20 protein-coding genes and 1 pseudogene are annotated in these 23,698 nt (G+C 41.9%); 6 read left to right on the forward strand and 15 right to left on the reverse strand.

Annotated features, from left to right (window positions below; all coding sequences use genetic code 11):
- Positions 1-23 precede the first annotated feature (23 nt).
- On the forward strand, positions 24-713 hold the full coding sequence (locus ABHC48_RS15225) for a phosphatase PAP2 family protein (RefSeq protein WP_195700116.1): 690 nt from the start codon (positions 24-26) through the stop codon (positions 711-713).
- Positions 714-868: 155 nt separating this feature from the next.
- Here the strand turns inward: ABHC48_RS15225 and ABHC48_RS15230 are convergent, their stop codons facing one another.
- From ABHC48_RS15230 to sfsA, 3 genes are all read right to left on the reverse strand, one after another.
- Positions 869-1,885 (reverse strand): glycosyltransferase family 2 protein, encoded by a 1,017-nt coding sequence (locus tag ABHC48_RS15230; protein ID WP_195700117.1) that lies wholly within the window; start codon positions 1,883-1,885, stop codon positions 869-871.
- Between the two features lie 111 nt (positions 1,886-1,996).
- Positions 1,997-3,037 carry an A/G-specific adenine glycosylase gene (gene mutY / locus ABHC48_RS15235; RefSeq protein ID WP_195700118.1) on the reverse strand — a complete coding sequence of 347 codons (1,041 nt, stop codon included), beginning with the start codon at positions 3,035-3,037 and terminating at the stop codon, positions 1,997-1,999.
- A complete protein-coding gene (gene sfsA, locus ABHC48_RS15240) occupies positions 3,034-3,726 on the reverse strand; it encodes a DNA/RNA nuclease SfsA (RefSeq protein WP_195700119.1) in 693 nt (230 codons plus the stop codon). The genes mutY and sfsA overlap by 4 nt, the downstream gene beginning before the upstream one ends.
- A 309-nt stretch (positions 3,727-4,035) precedes the next feature.
- Here sfsA and ABHC48_RS15245 point away from each other — a divergent pair, with 309 nt between their 5' ends.
- A complete protein-coding gene (locus ABHC48_RS15245; protein WP_187565783.1) occupies positions 4,036-4,650 on the forward strand; it encodes an HAD family hydrolase in 615 nt (204 codons plus the stop codon).
- Positions 4,651-4,861: 211 nt separating this feature from the next.
- Here the strand turns inward: ABHC48_RS15245 and ABHC48_RS15250 are convergent, their stop codons facing one another.
- The 3 genes from ABHC48_RS15250 to ABHC48_RS15260 form a co-directional block, all read right to left on the reverse strand.
- A complete protein-coding gene (locus ABHC48_RS15250) occupies positions 4,862-5,158 on the reverse strand; it encodes a DUF3784 domain-containing protein (protein ID WP_226855285.1) in 297 nt (98 codons plus the stop codon).
- A 132-nt stretch (positions 5,159-5,290) separates the two neighbouring features.
- Entirely contained in the window at positions 5,291-7,321 is a 2,031-nt protein-coding gene (locus ABHC48_RS15255; RefSeq protein WP_226855287.1) for a L,D-transpeptidase family protein, read from the reverse strand.
- A 203-nt stretch (positions 7,322-7,524) separates the two neighbouring features.
- On the reverse strand, positions 7,525-8,865 hold the full coding sequence (locus tag ABHC48_RS15260; RefSeq protein ID WP_195700120.1) for an MATE family efflux transporter: 1,341 nt from the start codon (positions 8,863-8,865) through the stop codon (positions 7,525-7,527).
- Between the two features lie 412 nt (positions 8,866-9,277).
- On the opposite strand from ABHC48_RS15260, the gene ABHC48_RS15265 reads away from it, so the two are divergent.
- On the forward strand, positions 9,278-10,579 hold the full coding sequence (locus tag ABHC48_RS15265) for a homoserine dehydrogenase (protein ID WP_195700121.1): 1,302 nt from the start codon (positions 9,278-9,280) through the stop codon (positions 10,577-10,579).
- A gap of 264 nt (positions 10,580-10,843) precedes the next feature.
- Positions 10,844-12,385, forward strand: coding sequence for a 2,3-bisphosphoglycerate-independent phosphoglycerate mutase (gpmI, locus tag ABHC48_RS15270; RefSeq protein WP_195700122.1), 1,542 nt, complete (start codon positions 10,844-10,846; stop codon positions 12,383-12,385).
- Between the two features lie 237 nt (positions 12,386-12,622).
- Here the strand turns inward: gpmI and ABHC48_RS15275 are convergent, their stop codons facing one another.
- A complete protein-coding gene (locus ABHC48_RS15275) occupies positions 12,623-12,838 on the reverse strand; it encodes a hypothetical protein (protein WP_118580907.1) in 216 nt (71 codons plus the stop codon).
- Positions 12,839-12,943: 105 nt separating this feature from the next.
- Here ABHC48_RS15275 and ABHC48_RS15280 point away from each other — a divergent pair, with 105 nt between their 5' ends.
- Entirely contained in the window at positions 12,944-13,222 is a 279-nt protein-coding gene (locus ABHC48_RS15280; protein WP_118580910.1) for a helix-turn-helix transcriptional regulator, read from the forward strand.
- Between the two features lie 319 nt (positions 13,223-13,541).
- Here ABHC48_RS15280 and ABHC48_RS15285 read toward each other — a convergent pair whose 3' ends face one another.
- From ABHC48_RS15285 to ABHC48_RS15300, 4 genes and pseudogenes are all read right to left on the reverse strand, one after another.
- Complete coding sequence (locus ABHC48_RS15285; protein ID WP_118580913.1) at positions 13,542-15,350, reverse strand: Na/Pi cotransporter family protein; 1,809 nt, start codon at positions 15,348-15,350, stop codon at positions 13,542-13,544.
- Between the two features lie 352 nt (positions 15,351-15,702).
- Positions 15,703-16,482, reverse strand: a complete 780-nt coding sequence (locus tag ABHC48_RS15290) for a YibE/F family protein (protein WP_173715631.1) — start codon at positions 16,480-16,482, stop codon at positions 15,703-15,705.
- A complete protein-coding gene (locus tag ABHC48_RS15295) occupies positions 16,482-17,579 on the reverse strand; it encodes a YibE/F family protein (RefSeq protein ID WP_148462497.1) in 1,098 nt (365 codons plus the stop codon). Before ABHC48_RS15295 ends, ABHC48_RS15290 begins: the two co-directional genes overlap by 1 nt.
- A gap of 580 nt (positions 17,580-18,159) precedes the next feature.
- Positions 18,160-18,360 (reverse strand): annotated as a pseudogene (locus ABHC48_RS15300) (ABC transporter substrate-binding protein); the annotation flags it as partial.
- Positions 18,361-18,587: 227 nt separating this feature from the next.
- Here ABHC48_RS15300 and ABHC48_RS15305 point away from each other — a divergent pair.
- A complete protein-coding gene (locus ABHC48_RS15305) occupies positions 18,588-19,022 on the forward strand; it encodes a transcriptional repressor (protein ID WP_118580919.1) in 435 nt (144 codons plus the stop codon).
- A gap of 7 nt (positions 19,023-19,029) precedes the next feature.
- Here the strand turns inward: ABHC48_RS15305 and ABHC48_RS15310 are convergent, their stop codons facing one another.
- The 4 genes from ABHC48_RS15310 to ABHC48_RS15325 are packed head-to-tail and all read right to left on the reverse strand — an operon-like array spanning position 19,030 to position 23,697.
- Positions 19,030-19,329, reverse strand: a complete 300-nt coding sequence (locus ABHC48_RS15310) for a hypothetical protein (RefSeq protein WP_173773250.1) — start codon at positions 19,327-19,329, stop codon at positions 19,030-19,032.
- Between the two features lie 53 nt (positions 19,330-19,382).
- A complete protein-coding gene (locus tag ABHC48_RS15315; protein WP_347505782.1) occupies positions 19,383-22,244 on the reverse strand; it encodes a glycoside hydrolase family 3 C-terminal domain-containing protein in 2,862 nt (953 codons plus the stop codon).
- Positions 22,245-22,277: 33 nt separating this feature from the next.
- Entirely contained in the window at positions 22,278-22,928 is a 651-nt protein-coding gene (locus ABHC48_RS15320; protein ID WP_118580925.1) for a DUF3786 domain-containing protein, read from the reverse strand.
- Positions 22,929-22,947: 19 nt separating this feature from the next.
- Complete coding sequence (locus ABHC48_RS15325; RefSeq protein ID WP_195700124.1) at positions 22,948-23,697, reverse strand: P-loop NTPase; 750 nt, start codon at positions 23,695-23,697, stop codon at positions 22,948-22,950.
- Between the last annotated feature and the right edge of the window lies 1 nt (position 23,698).

Consider the following 23,698-nt stretch of genomic DNA (forward strand, 5'->3'; position numbering starts at 1 on the left):
ATTGGAAAAGGAGTGAAAAAGACTTGGTACAATTTATAAAAAAATACAGGCATGGTCTGATCATACTTGCGTATGCCATTGTTTATATGCTTTTTTTTGAGTATCTGGAGTGCAGGCCGGTATGGGGATTTCATGTGATCGACACTGTTTTTGATGATTACATACCATTTTGTGAGTATTTTATTGTCCCCTATCTATTATGGTTTCCGTATCAGATTCTCACAGTTTTATACTTTATCTTCAGGAACAAGAATAAAAAAGAATATTATCAGTTGATTTTCAATATGATGATGGGTATGACTGTTTTCCTGATCGTGTCTTATGCATATCCAAATGTACTGCACTTAAGACCATCGGAGTTTCCAAGGGAAAACGTGTTTACAGATATGGTAAGATGGCTGTATCGGACGGATACACCGACCAATGTTCTGCCAAGTATTCATGTATTTAATTCTCTGGCAGTTCATATGTCACTTACCAATTGTGAGGCGCTGAGAGACCACAAAGGGGTAAGGTATGGATCATTGGTTCTTACATTACTTATTATCATGTCTACTATGTTCCTGAAGCAGCATTCCGTAATTGATGTGTGCTGTGGTGCTACGCTGGCGCTGTTTGGATATCTGTTTTTCTATCCGCAGAAGGCAGGAGAAGAAGCAAGTGACATGGCAGTAGAGAGAATTGGACGGAATAATCGCAGGAAACATTATTAAAAAAAACGCGCACTTCCAGAAATGGGAAGGCGCGTTTTTTTTTAACAAAAATACGAGCGGCGACAACCGAATATAGATAAAATATGCTGCAAAGTGGGGCGTACAGATTGCAGGAATGATTTTTCAAACAGTCTCCAGAGCGCCCTGATCATTAATCAGTTAAATCCGTAGAACTTCTGGCAAAGCTTGTATGCAGCTACAGACACCTTACGTCCGCCGCGGCCTGGAAGGTTCATGAAGTTACCCATGAGGCTGTGGCGAAGTTTTCCGTAGAGGGCACGGTTCGTGGAGCGGATATATTCCAGAAGCTCCTTCTTCTTGTCGAGAGCTTCCTTTGTGCCGGAGCGGATCAGCATAATGGAGGAAATGGTAGTAATAATGTCCAGATAACTGATCATGTAAGCTCTGGTGCGTTTATTCATGTTGCCGCAGCTTGTGTAGGAATTTACCATCAGTTTGTTTACACGGAGCTGCTGGTCGATTCTGCGAATCATAACTGTCTCGTTTACGGACTGGTCATCACGGCCGATAAAGTAACGGTAGAAATTGGTGTCCAGGTAGTACATGTTCTGTACATACGGCAGCGGATTAAAGGCGAAAATATTATCTACATAGAAGGTATGCTCCGGCAGGGTCAGGTTGCACTCAAGGAGAAGCTGGGTACGGTAGATCATGGAGTGCATGAGAAGATATTTTCCCTTTGGCATGTGGCCTACTTCATTCCAGGTGAAAATCTGGTTCACTGGCAGGCAGTGACGGTACTGCATAACCTTCTTGCGGGTCGCACCCTGTTTCTCGTATACAAAGTTACTGATGAGAAGGTCAACTGTTTTGGAGCCTTTTACCAGCTCTTCCAGAGTTTTCAGGATCTCTTTGTAGGATTCTTCATTTACCCAGTCATCGCTGTCTACAACCTTAAAATAGAGACCCTGGGCATTGTGGATGCCGGTGTTTACAGCGCCGCCGTGGCCAAGGTTTGGCTGATGGATGGCGCGGACAATGCCTGGATATTTCTCCTGGTATTCATCTGCGATCTCGGCTGTTCTGTCCTTGGATCCATCGTCAATTACAAGGATCTCTACTTCATCTCCGCCTGGTAAAAGGGATTTGATGCAGTTCTCCATATAAGCTTCAGAATTATAACATGGAATTGCTATACTCAGTAATTTCATTTATTTTCCTCCTCATGTAGTGTAACGATTCTGTATTTTAAAATTACGCACCTTGCGATGTATTTTTCTTTTTTTCTTTGAGTTATGTTCTCAAAAACGCCAGCAGAACCGTTACATATATTTTTCATAAGCGCCAAACGCAGAAGGTATGGCGTAGTTTCTCTCTGATTCTTTTTTATCTGCAAAAAGAATTCCCGGGACATGTGTCTGCTCCAGGGAGGACACGCGGATCCGGTACGCTTTCATCCGCCACTCAATGTGGGAAAAAATGTGCCTGGCATCTGGCAGTTCTTCTATATATAAGGGCTCTGCGCCAAGCTCTTTCACGTATTCCAGGGCTTCCTCACGGTTCAGGTATCCTTCTGTATTTGGAAGCTCGTATAATCCGGCAAGGAGGCCTTTCGGCGGCCGCTTGCGGATCGCAGTGCAGCTTCCATCCTGAATAACCAGAACGGTTCGCTCTTCCACCACTCTTGGCTTCTTTGGTGCTTTCACCGGAAACTTTTCCATAGTGCCGTGAAGTCCCGCCTGGCAAAAGCCTCTCACCGGACAAAGGTCGCATTTGGGCTGTCCGTTGGGGACGCACACTACTGCTCCAAGCTCCATCATTGCCTGGTTAAAATCACCTGGACGGTCTTTCGGGATAATTTCTTGCAATGCGCTTTCTGTCTTTTTGCGAAATGCAGGTCTGGTAATGTCTTCCGAATCTTCCGTCATTCTGGTGACTACACGGAAAACATTTCCATCTACGGCTGGCACCGGAATGCCATACGCTATAGAAGCGATAGCTCCTGCAGTGTAACTTCCTATCCCCTTTAACGAGATAAGAAGGGAAAAGTCTTCGGGAAGTCTGCCATTATATTTTTCTACCATTTCCCTGGCTGCCAGCTGCATGTTCCGCACACGGCTATAGTATCCAAGACCTTCCCACAGCTTTAACAGCTTTTCCTCCGGACAGGCTGCCAGATCCCGGATATCCGGCAGTTCCCTGATAAATCTTTCAAAATAGGGCTTTACAGCTTCCACGCGGGTCTGCTGGAGCATGATCTCGGATACCCAGGTGTAATAGGCGTTGTGCTTATCCCTCCAGGGCAAAATCCTTTTATTCTCATCATACCAGGCAAGAAGAGGCTGTATAAACTCATCTGTCATCTAGTTTCCTCCAAACACACAGGCACTGGATTCTGTATTTCCATCCCGTCCGGCTCTACCAGACAGTCATAGGCCAGAATATGCACCCCTGCCTTTTTCGCTTTCTGTAAGGTTTCCCCAAATTCCCGGTGCGTATCCCAGTTTGGTTCAAATCTTGTAATTCCCTTCATCTGGATCACCAGAAGCAGATAAGCCTCATATCCTTCCCTCATGCAATGGATCAGCTCTTCCAGATGCTTCACGCCCCTCGCAGTAGGAGCATCTGGAAAACGGGCAATATTGTCTGCTTCCAGGGTTACACCCTTGACCTCAATAAAAGCCTTTCTCTTATCTGAACAGGCATACAGATCGAATCTGGAATTTCCATAAGTTTTCTCAGGAGTTACCTGCACTTTCTCCGGAAAAAGATGTCCTGCCCTTACCCATTCCAGGGCGGCTTTATTGGGAATCTGGGAATCCATATTGATCAGGCGTCCGCCTTTATTTACACAGACCAGATCGTATGCTGTTTTCCTTGCCGGATTACTGCTCTTTTCCAGAAAAACCTGAACACCAGGAATCAAAAGCTCCCTGCATCTGCCTGTGTTCTTTACATGAACCGTCTCTGTCTGTCCCGCAATCTCCACATGTGCGATAAATCGGTTCGGACGATCCAGGAAACGGCCTTCTGTAATATTTTCGTATTTCATAATTCACCTCGTGCTGCTGTCTGACTCCCAAAACGTGTCTGAAAAAGGCTTTCTTCAATGACAGTCTTAAGAAATAATGTAACTATTTCACTGCAATGTAAAACTGACCAATAGTTCAAAAGCAGCAGTCACCTTTCCTATCATAACATAAAATCTGCAAAAAGCCAGTTAAAATTGAAAAATCCCATATTAGGAGATTGATTTTTTTGATTTTCCTATATAGAATAGAAACCGTCAGATTTCAAAACAGAATGAGAAAAGAAGCAATTTAAGAATTTTAAGCACACCAGAAAGGACTAAAAAGCTCAAATGGACAGTATTATTTTTGATATTGACGGAACTATATGGAACTCCACCGACGTTGTAGCTATGGCGTGGAATAAGGCTTTAGAAAAAGAGAATCTTGATGTCCGGGTGACGGCTGAGCAGCTGAAAGGGCTGTTTGGCAGACTTCTCCCGGATATTGCGAAGGCAATCCTTCCAGAACAGACCAAAGCGGAACAGCTTCGGGTTATCGATATCTGCTGCCAGGCTGAGCATGATCTGCTGCGTGCGATGGGCGCACCTGTTTACGACGGACTGGAAGAAACTTTGAAGGAGCTTAACAAACGCTACCCGCTTTTTGTAGTAAGCAACTGCCAGGCTGGATACATTGAACTTGTTTTTGAGAAAACAGGGCTGGGAAAATATTTCACAGGTCATCTGTGTCCTGGAGACAGCGGGGAAGCCAAGGCAGCTAATATCCGTTCTATTGCTAAGAAGTATCAGCTGAAAGCACCTGTTTATGTAGGAGACACCTTCGGAGATTACCAGGCATGTCAGGAGGCAGGGGTACCATTTGTATTTGCTTCCTATGGATTCGGACAGGTAGATACACCGGATTATGTGATTGAGAAGCCGGCGGATTTGTTGAAATTATTCTAATTATTTATACAAATTTTTATTAGCAGTCCTTACTTTTCAAAAAATAGTGTGCCTGACTCATCACTGAAGTAACGAGAATGTGACACACAGTTATTCAAAAGCAGATTGCGGGAATGATTTTTCAAACAGGCTCCAGTGCAGCTCAATATCCGGATTACAAAAGAAGCACCTGTATATCAATTTCCAGATATACAAGTGCTTCTTTTTCATCTCATTTCTTACATTTCTTGCGAATCACTACCACCATGATAATGAAGATAACAATTACTGCTGCCAGATAAATGATATCGTACACATAGCTCTTGACCACCATATCCAGACCGGTGAGGATTCCGAAAATGAGCAGAGTCACGCCGGAAACCAGCTGAACCTTTTTGTCATCGTAAAGCTTCTTACGCTCAGCGGCATTTCCGCCTTTCATAAGAATATCTCCATGACCGGTAAGAAGCATAACTCCCATTACAAGAGCTGCTATAGTCAGTATCATATCAAATGAATCCATATTCATATTAACTTATTCTCCACTTCTTTTGTGTTGTTCTGCTATCCGCAGCCTCAAAGACATGCAGCTGCCTTTTCATTCAGCTAGAGCATGTTTGAAAAATCATTCCCGCAATTTTCCAGTCAGATAAATGATCTTTTAGTAGAAGCACACGATCGGCACATTGGTATCAATAATGCTGTACAGAGTAGCTGCTGCATCCAGCGGCATATTGATACATCCATGGGATCCGGCGTAGGTATAGCGGTCACCACCGAAATATGCCTGCCAGGTAGCGTCATGGAAACCAATTCCGCCGTTAAACGGCATCCAGTAGGTAACCTGGGTTTCGTACTCGTAAGTGCCGTCCGGCTTCTTCTCTCCACGAAGCACATCCGGGCTCTTCTTATAATACAGGGTGAAAATTCCCGGAGGTGTGGCTCTGTCATCATAACGGATATCTCCGGAAACAATGTCAGAGTCAAAGATGATGCTGCCATTCTGGTAATAGTACATGTGCTGACTACTCAAATCTACCTCGATATAGGTACTTCCAATGTCATTGTATCCATAAGAATTGGCTCTCATGGAATATACCGGTTCCCGTGTAGTCTGAGTGCCTGTACGGATCTCTTCTGTCAGCTGTGCTGCTTCTGCGTCCTGATCGATCTTCCAGCCATATGCAGAGCCATAAACAGAAACGGTACGGCCACTGGTCGTATTAAAGGAACGTGTTGTTCCAACTGTATCATGCTCACTTGCCAGCTGTGCCACAAAATCCTTGATATGCTGGGTAAAGGAAGCATCATCCTGCACCAGCTGTCCCTTGTCATCAAACTGCAGCCATTCCTTAAGGGTGCTTCCGTCAAGAGTGACTGTCTGCTCTCCAAATGTATAGGTAATGCTGGCCTTGGTATAATTATTATAAGCATCCCTGGTGGCCTGAAGGGTAGGATCATCGCTGGTCACTGCTGCCACTGCATATACATCCGGCGTATTTCCCAGATCAATGGAGGTCTGGCTTCCGGAAATGGCGGTATCCAGCGCTTTATAGGCTTCCTTCACCTTCAGCTTGCTGCCCTCAGTCTCAGGAACAATGGTAAACTCGCTTCCCTCAAGCGCCACATATGCATTCTCCGGCTCAACCTGGTTTTCTGCCTGTGCACACTTTAATTCCTTTACTTCACTCTGAAGCAAACTCTTATCAAAAGTCACATTCTCCTGGGTGGTATAGCTTCTGGTCTCCATGAACCCTTTTACCCATTCATATGGCTTCTGCTGCTTCAAAAGATCCAGAACTTCTCCATCAGACACATAGCGGTAATTGATCTGGTTTCCGCTGATGGCCTGCGGCTCCTGGTTCCTCGCGGTAATCTCAATGGAATAATCCTCTACATTGCTTGCAATCAGCTGCTCTGTTTCGTAGGCAGTCTTATTGGAACAGTTGATTCCGTTAATATAGGTTCCCTCAAAGAATCTGTCTGCATAATAGTAACTCACTGCTCCATAAGCGCATCCTGCTGTCACCGCAAGAATAGCTGCCACAATTCCCGTAACTTTAAGTCCCTTATGCTTCTTCCTGGGAACAGGGATGATCTTCTCGTCCAGTTCCTCATCAGTAATAGGAACATAGGAAATCTTCGTCGGACGGGCAGATCTGGCTGCCGGCTTCGGAGACGGTCTGGCAGATTTCTTAGAAGTCTGCTTCTCAGGCTGGTTAGGTGCTGCCGCACCGGCAGAATCTTTTCTTCGGTGCTTTCTGCCTTTATTTGAATAGGGCGGAATAATTTCCACCTGAAGCTCTTTTTCAGATGTTTCCGGTTCATCTGCAGATTCAGCGTCCTCTGAATCTTCGCTCTCTGAATCTTCTTCCTCTGAATCCTCTTCTTCAGATTCTGTCTCTTCCTCGTCCCAGAAGTCCTCTTCTTCCGTGCTCAGCTCTGCCTCATCCTGGTCGTACTCTTCTTCCTCTGGATACTCCTCTTCAGAATCCTGCTCAGCCAGTTCTTCTGCATCGGAATCGTCTTCACCTTCCCAGGAATCAAAATCGCTCTCCTGGTCATCTTCATCATAAAAGTCTGCGCCGTGGAATTCCTCGTCCAGATCTGCTTCAAGACCTGCCATAGCCGAATCTATTTTATCTTCAAAGTCTCCCGGGCTTCCCTGAGTATGCTTATTGTCCTTACTCATGTATAAAACTCTCCTCTGATAAAAACACTGTTTGAACAAGGCTTCTCCATCTAATAGCGAAACCTTGTTTCATTATAACATATATTTTCCATTTTGTATCTTAAAATGTATATTTCCTTCAAAAGAATCCCTTTCATAAAACCATCTGATACACTTATTCTATTAAATTTTTCCTTTTGCTTTGTAATCCCTGTTTTTCGTTTTTACAGGCACAACTTCTTTTTCATATCCTTCATTACATAGAAGTAAAGTCCAATAAGAAGGACAGTTGCTATGATCCATGCAAAAGGACTTGCCATACATGCCATGGTATAGCTCTTTTTATTGGAAGCGACAATTGCCATGATGCCTCTTCCAACCAGTTCTGCAACACCGGAAAGCATAGGCAGAAGTCCGTATCCCATTCCCTGGAATCCATTTCTGTAGGAATTGACTACATACAGGGGAATCATAAATATCCCAACGCATTGCAGATACGTTTCCACCATAGGAATTACCACCTCTGCGTTATCAGAAATAAACAGATAGGCAAAATATTTTCCTACGAAAAAGAGAATAAAACCTACGAGTACCCCATATGTACAGCCGATCACATCTGCAGAGCGAAATCCTTTTCGAACACGATCCAGTTTACGTGCTCCGATATTCTGCGCATTGTATGTAGACATGGCAGTTCCAATTGCTACAAAGGCCTGGGTAAAAATACTCTCAATCTTGGAACCGGCTGTAAATGCAGCCACTGCATAGGAGCCCAGGATATTCAGGGAGCTCTGCACCATCATGGTGCCGATCGCTGTGATGGAAAACTGAAGACCCATGGGAATTCCCACGCTGATCTGTTTCCCTGCAATATATTTGTCAAAATGCCAGTCCTCTCTCTTCATCTTAAGCTCCGGCACTGCCTTCCAGATGTAAATCAGGCAAAGCAACCCGGACACGCCCTGAGAGACGACGGTAGCCCAGGCAGCTCCCGGTGCACCCCAGTGGAAAAAGATAATAAATACAAGATCAAGCACAATGTTAAGCACGGCCGCCAAGATCAGGAAATAAAGCGGCGTCTTACTATTTCCCAGTGCCCTCAGAATACTTGACACCAGATTATAGAGCACCTGGGTAAAAATCCCCGCACAGATGATCATAATGTAGCCGTATGCTCCATCAAAGATATCCTCTGGCGTATGCATAAACACAAGCAACCTATGCATTCCAAGCATACTTACAGCTGTCATAACAACTGCGATGACCACTGAAAGAATCGCTGCATTTCCAACCGTCTTACGCATCTCATCCATTCTGCCGGCTCCGAACTTCTGAGAAGTAAGAACCGTAAATCCTGTAGTCAGCCCCATCAGAAATCCAATAATAAGGAACGTAATGGTCCCAGTGGCGCCTACCGCTGCCAGCCCCTTGGTTCCAACAAACTTTCCAACAATAACTGCATCTGCCATACTGTACAGCTGTTGAAAAACATTTCCCAGAAATACAGGAATAGTAAAATTCAACAGCATTTTCATGGGCTTTCCCACAGTCATATCTGTCTGCATATTCTGTTTTCCTCCACAAGAAAAAATATCGTTTTAGGAGGATTATAGGCGATATTTTTTCTACTTTCAAGCCCCTATTTTTATTATTTTGCAACTATTCCGCAGGTACTGTTTCGCACGTTTTTTTGTGAACAAAGTTCACAGAAAGCCCGAAAATTGCAACGCGAAATTATGCAAAGCGTGTTACTGGTCACGGAGAGAACAGTAACACACTGTGAAGGTACTGAACAATTACATTATTTAAGCGCTTGACAAAAACCATTTTCTGCCATACTATAAGAACCACATAACGAAATGTTAACGTGTGAAAGACATCTGTCTTTTTCGCGCTTACGTTTATATCTGCTGCCAGACTATGAACGGGAACCACGAGCAAACGGCAGCACTACTATTTTTAAGAAGGGAGTTCCCCATGGGAGAAAAAGTTATAAACGCAGCCCTGCTTGGGCTTGGAACAGTTGGAACCGGTGTTTACAAGGTTCTGAAGAACCAGGAAGAAGAAATGACAGCCAAGATCGGCTGCAAGGTTAAAATACGCAAAATACTTGTCCGCAACCTGGAAAAGGCAGCTGGCAAGGTAGATGATCCGGCTGTCCTTACCAATAGCTGGGAGGATATTAAAGCAGATCCTTCCATTGACATTATAATCGAACTGATCGGCGGAATCGAACCTGCCAGAACCTATATTCTGGATGCTCTTCACGCAGGCAAGCACGTAGTAACAGCAAACAAAGATCTGATTGCCGTCCACGGAAAAGAACTTATGGACACAGCCAGAGCTTCCCATGTGGATTTTCTCTTTGAAGCAGCTGTAGCAGGCGGAATCCCTATTATCCGTCCTTTGAAGCAGTGCCTGGCAGGCAACCACATGAGCGAGGTTATGGGTATTGTAAACGGTACTACCAACTTCATCCTCACAAAAATGTCCCAGGAGAATATGGAATTTAAAGATGCACTGGCACTTGCCACAGAGCTTGGCTATGCAGAAGCGGATCCTACTGCGGATATTGATGGACTTGATGCAGGACGCAAGGTGGCTATTCTCGCCAGCGTTGCTTTTAATTCCAGAGTGGTATTTGATGATGTTTATATCGAGGGAATCACAAAAATTTCCGCCAAGGACATCCGCTATGCAAAAGAGATGGGCTGTGCCATCAAGCTTCTTGGTGTTGCCCGCAATACTGAGTCCGGTGTAGAAGCTTACGTCTGCCCGATGCTGATTCCAAATGATCATCCTCTTGCAACCGTTAATGATTCCTATAATGCAGTCTTTGTTCATGGAGATGCTGTAGAGGATGCCATGTTCTTCGGACGGGGTGCAGGTGAGTTTCCTACTGCAAGCGCCGTAGTTGGAGATATTTTTGATATTGTGCGCAATATGGAAGCAGGCTGCTGCGGCCGTATCGGATGTACCTGCTATAAACAGCTTCCTGTGAAAAAAATGGAAGATACCTACAACCGTTACTTCCTTCGCCTTCATGTAGAAGACCGCTGCGGTGTACTTGCTGAAATGACAGAGGTTTTCGCCAAATCTCACGTAAGCATTGCCCAGATCATCCAGAAAGACAGCCAGAATCAGGACGACCATCTTGCAGAGGTTGTTGTGATCACTTCCAAGGTTCGTGAGGGTGACTTTAAGACAGCGGTACAGGAGCTTTCCAATAAGTCTTCGGTAAAGCGTATTTCAAAGACTATCCGAGTTTATAGGAAGTAATTAGAAAAATCAAATTTATATTGTACATATGTTTATCTTAAGCATACAGTCAAAGGCACGATTCGTTCGTGCCTTTTTTATGTAATAAGCTGTTATATAAAAAGCCTGCCAAGGCAGAATTCTTCCTCATCAGAACTCCCATAGTAAATACTGCTAAAAATAGTTTCCAGAAATAAAAAAAATTGTGATTGAAAAATCCCAGATTTTTGATACTATATATAAGGAACAACAAAAGGGAAATTTTATCATATAAAGGAGCACATTATGAGCAAAAAACCAACGGTTTTAATGATTCTTGACGGATATGGCCTGAATGAAAGACATGACGCAAACGCTGTATACGAAGCGAACACACCTGTCATGGACAAGCTGATGGCTGAATATCCTTTTGTAAAAGGTAATGCAAGCGGACTGGCTGTAGGTCTTCCGGACGGTCAGATGGGTAACTCCGAGGTTGGTCATATGAATATGGGTGCAGGCCGTATCGTATACCAGGAGCTTACCAGAATCACCAAAGAGATTCAGGACGGAGACTTCTTCAAAAATGAAGCACTTCTTGCAGCTATGAAGAATGCCAAAGAAAATGATTCCGCGATCCACTTCATGGGTCTTCTTTCTGATGGTGGTGTTCACAGCCACATTACTCACCTTTTTGGTCTTCTTGAAATGGCTAAGAAAGAGGGACTTAATAAAGTTTATGTACACTGCTTCCTGGACGGCCGTGACACCCCTCCGGCTTCCGGAAAAGGATATATCCAGCAGCTCCAGGCGAAGATGGATGAGCTTGGCGTAGGTGAGATTGGTGTTGTTTCCGGACGTTATTACGCAATGGACCGTGACAACCGCTGGGATCGTGTTGAGCTTGCTTACAACGCACTTACCAAGGGCGAGGGTGTTAAGGGAACCGACGCAGCTGAGGCTGTACAGGCATCCTATGACGACGGCAAGACAGACGAATTCGTTCTTCCAACAGTCATTGAGAAAGATGGCAAACCAGTTGCCGTTGTTTCTGATAAAGATTCTGTTGTATTTTTCAACTTCCGTCCTGACCGTGCACGTGAGATCACAAGAGCATTCTGCGATGACGAATTTACAGGTTTCGCAAGAGAGAAACGCCTTGCCCTCACATATGTATGCTTCACAGATTACGATGACACCATCGGAAATAAGCTGGTTGCATTCCACAAGGTTCAGCTTCACAACACATTCGGCGAGTACTTGGCAGCTCACAACATGACTCAGGCACGTATCGCCGAGACTGAGAAATATGCTCACGTAACCTTCTTCTTCAACGGTGGCGTTGAGGAGCCAAACAAGGGCGAGGACAGAATCCTTGTGAAGTCCCCGAAGGTTCCGACTTATGACCTGCAGCCAGAGATGAGCGCTCCGGAAGTATGCGAGAAGCTTGTTGCAGCAATCAAATCCGAGAAATATGATGTGATCATCATCAACTTCGCCAACCCGGATATGGTTGGTCATACAGGTGTTGAAGCTGCTGCTATCAAAGCTGTTGAAGCTGTTGATGAGTGCGTAGGAAAGGCTGTAGAGGCTCTGAAGGAGGTTGACGGACAGATGTTCATCTGTGCTGACCACGGTAACGCAGAGCAGCTTGTAGACTATGAGACAGGCGAGCCATATACTGCTCATACCACCAATCCGGTACCGTTCATTCTGGTTAATGCAGACCCGAAATATACTCTTCGTGAGAACGGCTGCCTGGCAGACATCATCCCGACTCTGATCCAGCTTATGGGCATGGAGCAGCCAGCTGAGATGACTGGTAAATCACTTCTGGTGGAGAAATAATCCGCTTATACAGCTCTGTTGCTTTAAAGGGTGCTGGCTTAAATGCCAGCGCCTTTTTTATTATGTCCTTTTTTATTATGGCACAAAAAGAACAGCTCTGACAGATTTTCCATCCATCACAGCTGTTCTATTATTCCTGATACCTATTGTCGCCAGCTCTTTCTGAATTATTGTTTCCCTTATACAACAACACGATCTAAATCGTACTTCCACTGTTTACTACTTCTTATATAAAAACTACTTCTCACTGAGCTCCTTCAAAAGCTTCTGAAGATGGCGGATATAATGAAACCCTGCACACAGAGTTACCGAAATAATAACAGACAACAGTGCAGCCATGACCACATATACCACAGCGCCAGATTTCGCCCCTGCTACCATACAGTAAAACAGACACGAAGACAATGCAGCTGCAAATACAGTGGAACCTGCTATTTTTAATCCTTTTCGCATATCTTAGTCCTCCCAGATAGGGTGACTATAATCACCCTGTTATGTTTTTCATTTTAAACCCATAATAGAGATATGGCAAGAACAAAATGGACAGGAATTTGAGTGATGATAAAATACGACAGATTCTGGGAGACATTGAAAAAACGCCATATTTCACAGTACTATCTCATTAATGAGTGTGGAATCGAAAAAAGGTTATTGCGCAGACTTCGGGACAATGAAAATGTAGAAATCTTTTCATTAGACCGAATATGCACTGTTCTTAACTGTGATCTGGATGATATAGTAGAATACGTACCCAATAACCCTGATATCATTGAGGATGCGAAAACAGCCCAAAAAGAGGCAGCCGCATCACATCCTGTTCACACTCCATCGAAATAACTGGTGCTTCAGACTCCCACAGTATAAACCATACATAAACTATACGTGTCTCAGCTCTGATAAACACGTTTTTTTGAAAAAGAATAAAAATACTTACATTTTTATTTTTTTGCACGGATGCCTAATTCTTTGTTTCGGCTGAGTGGAGAGAGTCTGGAATTATTTTTAGAGCATTTTGTTCTTTCTTATATTGTTTTTTAGTTAATCCAGGGTATTAATTTTTCCATAAAGAACCCTGCTGCATAAAAAACACCGCCAGGTGACTTTCGCATTTTATCTGCGAATTTTCATCTGACGGTGTTTTTATCTTAAAAATTATTTATTCAACCTCTTCCGGCTCCATACTCAGCTTATGCTCCACTTCTGTGCCAATATCATACTTCTGTCTGTATTCCTTAAAATAAGTGTAATATTCCAGACTGTCTGTAGGATAAATCCTGGAGTTGTGAATGTGGATATCGGTTGTCTCTTCCCCACTTTTCATAAGTGCTGTCATGGCACTTGCACAGTGGGAAGCAATACGTCCAAAGCTGTTCAGAATATCGCTGAACACAGTTCCCTCTTCCAGTCCGCATTTGCCCTGGCTGAGGCGCTCTGCATGGCGCATCTTCAGTTCATCACAAAGTCTGGTGATTACCACGCCAAGTGGTGCAACACGCTGTGCGGCTTCTCTGTCATCGTTCATAAATGCATTGCAGGTCACATTGATTTCCTCACGGACTGCATCCATGACTACATTCAGCTCATCCCATGCTGTCTGAGAGAAATTCGTGTGGTTGTCATGCATTTCGTTGGACATATGTGCGATGTAGGAAGCGTGATCGCCAATTCTCTCAAAGTCATTGATAGTGTGCAGATAAAGGGAGGTCTGGCGCGTCTGGGCGGTGTTCATCTCACGTTTGGTGAGCTGGATCAGATACTCTCCAAGACGGCTCTCATATTTGTCGATCAGGTCTTCCTTACGCTGTACCTTGTCATATTTATCCTGCTGATAATCATTCAGAAGGTTCATAGCTCTGTTTACATTCTTACGAAGCTTCTTGGCCATACCATTCATAGCACGATGACACTGTCCGATTGCAAGTGCAGGATAATTTAACAGACGCTCTTCCAGAAGATCGAAGTCTGCCTCGTCCTCCAGCTCCTCTGCGCTGTCCTTAACCAGATAGCAAACCAGTTTCTCCAGCTTGGAAATAAACGGGAAAAGCACCACAACGGTAGCCACACGGAAAATGGTGTTCAAAAATGCGATGGATACCGGAGTCATGATCATATCCAAAAATCCAAAATGAATGAACGCATTCAAGGTATAGAATACAATGGACCACAGGATCAGACCGAATAAGTCATTCAGCAAATATACAAGAGCTGTTCTCTTACCGTTCTTATTCGCTCCAACTGCAGAGATCAGTACCGGACATGCAGCACCAACACCGATACCAAGAACAATTGGAAATGCACTTGCAAAGGTGAGGATTCCGGTTACGGAAAGAGCCTGCAGCACACCAACTGTTGCAGATGCACTCTGAAGCACTGCGGTAAATGCAATACCTACCAGAATACCTGCAATTGGGTTGGAAAACATTGTCAGCATATCAATAAATACAGGACTTTCACGAAGAGGAGAAACTGCTCCACTCATCATCTGCATACCATTCATCAGAATAGCAAAGCCCAGCATAATGTTTCCAATATTTCGGTATACAGATCTCTTACAGACCATACGAAGCATGATACCGATTACAGCAACTACTGCTGAAATAGTGGCTGTAGAAAGAATACTTGCAATTCCACCGGAGCCCTGGATATAAGACAGACACAGAATCCATCCTGTAATACTGGTTCCGATATTTGCACCCATGATAATACCAATTGCCTGTTTCAGCTTCATCATACCGGAGTTTACAAAACCGATTACCATAACGGTGGTGGCGGATGATGACTGGATTACACTGGTAACACCTGTTCCAAGTGCTACTCCCTTCAGCGGGGTATTGGTCATTTTGTAAAGGAATGCTTCCAGCTTATTACCAGCAACGGATTTCAGTCCGTCTCCCATCAGCGACATTCCAAAAAGGAAAAATGATACTCCGCACAGCAAAGATAAAACCATTGAAAAAATTGCCATGTTCTAATCCTCTGTTGTCGTTTCCCTCTGCCAATTCTGCAGAGGCGACCTTTCTTTTCAAAGTATTTTCTTTTGTTAACGTGGATTTTTCTCAATTTTTACATATCCTTAATCATTATGCCATAATCATAGGCTGATTACAATATTTGATTAATTTCAAATTGTAATTTTTTGCGGTTCAAAATTTCCATTTTTCTGTATAATCTGACGAAATATATGGTAATTTTTATTTCTATTCAGCTTACTGACGATAAGTAGATACCATTATGCAAGAATCTTACACACAACCGGCATCTCTCTTATCAGTGACATCACTATATATGAAATTCCCATCTTCTGATTACCATGTAATTTAAGCGTTTAATTGCTTTTTATCTGGATTAATATATCTGATCTGCCAGATAATGCATTTAATTGATACTGGAACTGCAACAAGACAGGCAATAGCACCAAATAGCATAATCGCAACATCCTGAAAGAGGAATCTGGAATTGAGAATGATTTCCAGACTATATTTTTGTGTCTGCACATAGGAAAACAATAAAATACTCCCTCCAAGATATGCAAAAAGCAACGTGTTTACTGTTGTGCCTATAATTTCTTTTCCCACCTGATACCCTGTTGAAGTAAGTTCTTTCTCTACCAGACTGTTTTTATGAGTCCAGACTTCATACACAGATGACGTCACAGACAGTGCAGTATCAATGACAGCTCCCAGAGTGCTGAAAACACTTACAAAAACAGCCACATGAAGCATATTAATACTGATATCTGTGTTGTAATAGTACATAAAATCCTCTTCTGAAATCTGAAGTTCATTTAAGCCATAGCTTCCTGTTCTCCACGTAATAGCAAAAATCGGAATAAACAGAATCAGCATTACAAACAGTGTAGCCAGAAAGGCAGCTCGCGTTTTGACATTATTTCCATTCTGATAAAACAGAGAATTATAACAGACACCTGCTCCTGCCGCCAGTATCAGAAGCAGTGCGGGAAAACCAGCTGACATCAATATAACCGAAAAAAACAGAATAATAATATTACCTGCCAGTGCCATGATTGAAACAGCTCCACGTTCTCCTCCAATTGTAATCATCAAAAAAAGCAGCACTAATGTAAGAAAAAGAATCATTATTTTCCACTCCTTTTCAGTGATGGTATTTTCATAATAATCGAAGCAATTAAAACAGATACTGGTATTGCCAACACTATTCCAATACTTTCTATCAGAAAGCGACAGATATCATATGGAATGTGATATCTGACAAGCGTTATAAATCTGATCTCATTATTCATTTTAAGAATAAACATTGGAATCATGCCACTTACAAGAACAAATAGCAGTACATTTATCATGGTTCCCATAATATCATATCCGATTTCCCTTCCCGAATGTATCAGCTTTCTTATAGAAACTGATGGATTTTTGCGAACAATTTCACCAGTTGCTGCACTTATAGTGACTGTTACATCCATAATCGCTCCAAGCCCTGTCAGCATAATATCTGTCCAGAATATGTCGGCTGAATTACTCATGCTTCCAAGGTATTCCAGATTAGAATAATCTAAATCTCCATACCTGTGAATAGAAAAATCAAACAGCATCATAATCAGGAAAAGAACACATAAAGTCGAAAGAACAGCAGCCCATGTTTTCCTGTGAATTCCATTCAGACAGATCAATGTAGTCAACGAAAAAAGAAGTGCAATTACATTACATATTCTCAGAATATTCTTTCCATCTCCCAAAAGTTGAAATCCGTACGCAAAAATCAATGTATTCAGTATCACTGATACGATCGTATAACCCCCCTGTTTTCTCGTAATATAGATCAGAAGAATAATCAGACCACCCACCAGTACGACCAGATAGATGTCACGTTTTACAGAACGTATAGTTTTTCCAGGTCTGTCTTTTGACCCATTCAGAAGTACCGTATCTCCTTTATGGTATTTCTGCGTCTGAACCTGTGAAGAAGTGTATTCGTTAGAAAGTGTAATTTCTTTACCTTTATATGCACCGTTCAATATCCGGGCTGTAATTTTCTGAGTATAATAGTGTTCTTCTGCACCTCTGGTTCCTTCTCTGCTCATGGTTTCCATTTCTGATACAGAACATATTTTTGCCAGAGGAGTGTGATAGAATCTGGCATTAAAACAGGTAAATATAACACAGATAATATAAATGCCTGCTAAAAGATATTTTTTATGAGATAGACAAAATTTCATTGAATTTATTTTCTCCTTCCAGATTAATATTTCTGCCAATATCGCATTGTACGCTTTTATTCGATGTTGGTCAATGTAAATTGCAGATTATTTGCAAATATTGTTGGCATTTTGATACTGTTCACTGGTAACGTTCCGCGAGGTGTTTTTTGTGAACAAAGTTCACAGAAACCCCGAGAGTTGCGGCGCGAAATCATGCAAAGCATGATTTCTGTGCATCGCGAATCGCGTTACTGTGAACGTAGTGAACAGTAACGGCATTTTTTTCTGTCCCGCGCCAGCATCTATAATACAAATAGTTTGCATTTACACAAAATTATTTTCTATTTCCGGAGTTAATAAATGATAGATAAAAGGCCCCAAAGCTCTGTTTCAAACATTCTGATGGAGCAAAATATATACCTTATAAATAGTTTTCTTGAATCAAGCTATCTCTGTTTAATAAGCAGGATAAACATATTCCTCTTCTGACGGCTCTGCGTCTTCTATATCAGTGACAGTAATTTCCATCCCTTTATGTTTGTCATAGTGATATGTACCTGTTTCATTTATCCATGCATCCTGCGTCAAATCAGAAGGCAGGTACCATATTGGTAACCTCAATCTTATCCCCTCCAACCTTTGTTGCAAAATCATACATAGGATAAAAGCTTGCCATAACATTTAGTTTTTTTCCAGAAGAAGTATCCTCAGTTTCTGCTGCATATGCCAGATTAAAAGAACCAATGCCAAGTGCTATTGTAGCTGCAAGTGCTGTTCTAGTTAATAATTTTTTTCTCATAATAAAATCCTTTCTGCACAAACCTGATGTGCCTGAAAATAAAATTTCAAAAGCATATTATCTCATCCGCTTAAAATAAGCGCAAACCATTTGCGTTTATTAAAATAACGCATAGAATACCGGCCGTCAATAATATTTGCAAATTATTTGCATTTCTGGAGCATAATTGACTTAGGCGAAATAAAAAGATACAATAGAAAAAAGCACATATGAAAGGAATAAAGAAAATGGCTGAGCGAAAACCCTATACTACAAAAACAAGACAGATTATTCTGGAGTATTTGAAGTCCCAGAAGGCTGTCACTGTCAGTGTGGCTGATATTGAAAAATATTTAAAAACTGAAGGAATTAAGGTAAATACAACAACTGTATACCGATATCTTGACAAGCTTTGCGCCGAGCATATTGTAATCAAATATCCGGATCTGAACAGTGATAAAGCTGTGTTTCAGTTTGCAGGAGAAGAAAAAAAATGCACAGAACACCTACATCTGAAATGCATCAGATGTGGCAAGGTTGTGCATCTTGACTGTGACTTTATGGATGAATTTAAAGAGCATTTGTATAAAGATCATGGCTTCCGGCTGCATTGCAGCGGAGATATGCTTCATGGCATCTGTCAGGACTGTGAAAACAAAAAAATTTCTTCTCCACAGAGCTGACTGTCTTTTAGTAAACAACAGTTTCCCCGTCTTCCAGCATATCATAGTTAGAAACACCGTACGCTGTTAATTGGCCACGCATCGTAAAGCGTGTAACTGATGCATGAGCAACATTATCCATATGTGTCAGATAAAGCTTCGCCTCTGGTGCTGTCAGCGAAACATTCCATACATCCTCAGCACCCATAATCAGACGGCCATTTTCCTTTGTTTCAGCAGCACAACACGAGATGGAAAACCTGTCAATTTCTCTGGTCTGCCAGACAGTTTTTCCACTGAGGATCGCTGCCTTTTCTTCTATTGTCATCTTTTCAACCAATTTTTACTGTTTCATAATTGTTTTCCATCCCACTTTCATCCTTATTCAGCATTCTTTCTTTTCTTATATCCTCTAATTACCAGTACTTCCATTCCTGCCATGAAAAGTGCTATTACAATGTCGATACCAATTCCTGCTTTTTTCCAGTTTTCCATACCTGTTTCTTCGTGTTCTCCATCATAAGCCCAGCTGCTTACAACTGTATACATGACATTTTTGCAGGCATTTCTCATCTGAAGTACAGATGTTGGATGTTCCGGATTGGCTACATTGTTCTCTTCTCCGTTGAATGTGGACAGCATTGCATCTACTCCATTCGCCAAAGCTGCATCTGCATTCATAAATCCATGACCATTGTTTCGGAAGAAGTCTGTAAGCGCCATTCCCCTGAAGCCCCATTCATCTCTGAGAACTGTGTTCATAAGATTACTGCATTCTCCAGTCCATTTATCTCCAAGGAAACTCCAGGAAACCATAATCGCATTTGCGCCTCCCTGTTTTACAGAGATTTCAAATGGTTTCAGATAGATTTCACGGATTGCCTGCTCATTTGACCAGACACTTACCATCTTTGCATTTCCTTCATACAGTGCGAAATGCTTAATGTAAGAATAAACTCCATATTTTCTTGCACCTTCTACTGCATTTGCACCCATATTTCCTGCAAGAACTCCATCTTCTGAAAAATATTCATAGTTTCTTGCTCCAAATGCAGTTCTATGAGTATTCATACCTGGTGCATACCAGCCCTCTGCACCCATTTCCTGACTGATCTTGCCCATGCATTCACCCCAGGCCTGTGCAAGTTCCTTATTCCATGTGGATGCAACCACAACTTCAATTGGGAATCCAATAGAACCAACTCCTGTAAAGTTGTTATTAATTGCTGCTGGTCCATCGAAATCAAGTGTAGCCACTTTTCCCACAGAATCCATGGCTGCTGTCTGATAACCTGCCATTGCAATCATATTTGCCATTTCATCAACAGTAAGCTGATCCAGAAGTTTTTCCCAACGAGGATCGTCATAATCAGCATCACGCATATCAGCTAATGTAAGTCCATTATCTGCTCCCGTTGTCGGCATTACATCCTCATCATTGAGATATGTAGTCTTATCAAAATTGCTGTTCAGATGATATTCAGAAACATATGGCTCACCCAGCTCTGCAGATGCCGGTTCTGCTGTAGCCTCTTTATAATTTGCAAAATGATCTGCACGTGACAGATATGTCACATCGCCTTTTGCATCTTCAAATACATTTGTTGCTGCAGTATCATCTGATACTCTTTTATTTTCTTCCTCATATACTACATCAGTATCTGCAGTATAAGTTTTCTGATCCAGCACAGTGTGTGAATCGCTGTTGATAGAGATCACATAATCGCCTTTTTCAAGAACATACGCTTTTGCATTATTCTCATCATAAGAGGCCATATCTTCTATACTGAATGTAACTGTAACGGTCTGAGATTCTCCCGGCTGAAGCAGATCTGTTTTTGCAAACTCGATCAGATTTGCAGAAGATTTCTCAATTCCTCCATTTGTATATGGCGGTTTATAATACACTTCTACTACATCTTTTCCGGCAACATCTCCGGAGTTGGTTACTTCTACATCTACAGAAATCTGTCCGTCTTTTTCCTCCAGTTCACCCATTTTCTGTTCAAATTCTGTGTAACTCAGACCATATCCAAATGGATACTGTACAGTCTTGTCGTAATCAATCGCACCTTCCTGTGCAGCTGTTTCATAGTACTTGTATCCTACATAAATGCCTTCCACATAATTGGTAAATGCCGGAGCATACACCTGCGCAGTTCCTGCGTTCATTCCTTCAACAGCCATATCTGCCAGATTTGTATACTCTGTTTTTTCTGCATTATTCCACCACGGAGCAGTCGTCATATCATAAATAAATGTATCCGGTGTTTTTCCGGAAGGATTGACTTCACCTGAAAATACTTTACCAAGTGCATTAAATCCCACATTTCCCGTTCCTGGGCACCATACAACAGATTTAATCTGAGGATATTCATCTGCGAAACCAAGTTCAAACTGATTTGCTCCATTATAAATTACAATGACATTATCAAAGTTTGAGCAAACCATATCCACCATATCTCTCTCAGTTTGTGAAAGCTGTAAATAATGCTCTCCCTCAGGAAAATCATCATATTCATCAGAATTATTATCATATGCTGCTTTTCTTACATCCATAGGAATATCATTATGACCTTCACCTGCTTTTCTGGAAAGAACCACAACTGCCACATCAGAATACTCTTTCGCACTTTTAATAAGCTCATCACTGTAAGTATCTACAGGTGGCTCCGGTAATGTCCAGCTCTGTTTCTGGATAGACATTTCCGGATCATCTGCACCATAATTGTTATAAAAATCAACCAGTTTCTGGTTAATAGAAAATCCGGCATTTTCAAGTCCCTGATTCAGACTGACAATATCATACAGATCATTAATTCCACCGGAACCAGCTCCTCCGTAAGCCGGATTAATAGATTCCCAGCCAAAAATATTCAGTTTTTTTGTTTCATTTAAAGGAAGCAAGCTTTCATTCTTCAGAAGAACAATTCCGTCTTCCATAATTTCTTCTGCCACTTCCGCAGCTTCTTCATTTGTTTCATCGCTTAAAGTTCCATTTCCCGTTGCAAGTCCAATCAATGTAGCCATTGGTCCAAAACAGATCATATTCACGCAGACAACAACAGCAAGAACCATTGCGATCACAGCTTCTCCTCTTATCAGAAATCTTTTGTCCCTGGACATCCTGCGGCATGCAACCATAATTACGATTCCAATTACAAGTGCAGCAATAATACCGATAATATATGGTTTGCATAATTGTAATACCGCCAAAACATCTTCCATTTCAACACTGATCATTCTCTTTTTCCTCCTTTAACTCCCTCGTCTTTTTCAGGTATCCTTTTCTTCTTGTTTCATATAATCTAATATAACATCTCCAAGATACGCTACATCCTCAGCTGCAAATGCCATTGGAAAATTATCAGAGAAAAGAATTTGTGCAGAAGGTGGAAATTCCTCATCACCTGACCATAAAATAAAACATAATTTTAATTCACGAAAAACTTCAAATTCGTAGGATACATCTCCATACTTTTGGCGTATCCCTGCCAATTTTTCCATTAATCTTTCAAAAACATCTTGTCTATTTCCATATGTTTTCGCGAGCCTCATAATACAACGCCCATAAAACTGCCTATAATAAACCTCTCCCCAAGGAAGATCACGATAGGACAAAAAATTCCCCGTAGCTTTCATATAATCTCCCTCCGAAAAATATCGTAACATCAAGATTTTTGCATGAATATCATTACACAAAATCGCATCTTTATCTGATTTATCTATGCAATGAATTTCGAACTCTGGATAACTGATCGTGTATGTGTTCTGCATAAACTTTATTATAAATGACTTGCTATTATCATCAAATGGTATATCCAGCCGACTTGTAACACCCTCTGGATTTACATTCTGAAACTCCGCAAGGTAGTATTCATATGGTTTCATTTCCAGATTATGTTTTTCATAGTAATCCTGTAACATTCTAAATCTCCTTATTCTGTTAAATAGAAAGTAGGAATTCTGTTAAGTTTTCAATAGCATCTGGTTTTTCTGACAGTTCTTTCCCCATCAGCCCCTCTCCCATAATGCCAGGATCCGCACTAAGAGATACAGCGACTCGATTTGAATTCCATACAGCTTCATACATCATTTCCTGATTCTCTTTTGTTACTTTATTGAGAACGTAATAAAATGGTTTTCGAATACTTTCCGATAATTCCCCGATTTTTTTGGAAAGCTGCAGGGATTCATAAGATGGATCTATGATTATCAATATCAGATCTACACCGTTATCAATTCCACGTCCAAAGTGTTCAATCCCAGCCTCCATATCCATTAGCGCAAATTGGTCTTCTGCAAGCCAGAGATTTTGGATAAATTGAGTCATAACAGTTCCCATAGCACAAGAACATCCTTCATTTGCTTGATGGATTTTTCCACTGGTCATCAGTTTTACACCGTCCTTCAGACTATAATAATCTTCCGGTATATCATCTATAGTCCAGTTTTCCTCAAAAAACTGATGAGTAAATTTTGATAACATCATATCATTTAAAACATTTTGCTTACCACCGAAATAGTCTGTAAAATCTCTGGGAAGCTTCATACCTAGCTGTCGGTGCAGACCATAATTAGATTCATCGGAATCAATTACCAAAATTTCTTTTCCTCGTCTGGCTAAAGCCTTAGCCAAAAGACTGGTTACTGTACTTTTTCCACATCCGCCTTTTCCGCAAACTGCTATTTTCATC

It is taken from the genome of Ruminococcus sp. 1001136sp1 (assembly GCF_039841815.1).
Lineage (GTDB): Bacteria > Bacillota > Clostridia > Lachnospirales > Lachnospiraceae > Blautia_A > Blautia_A faecis.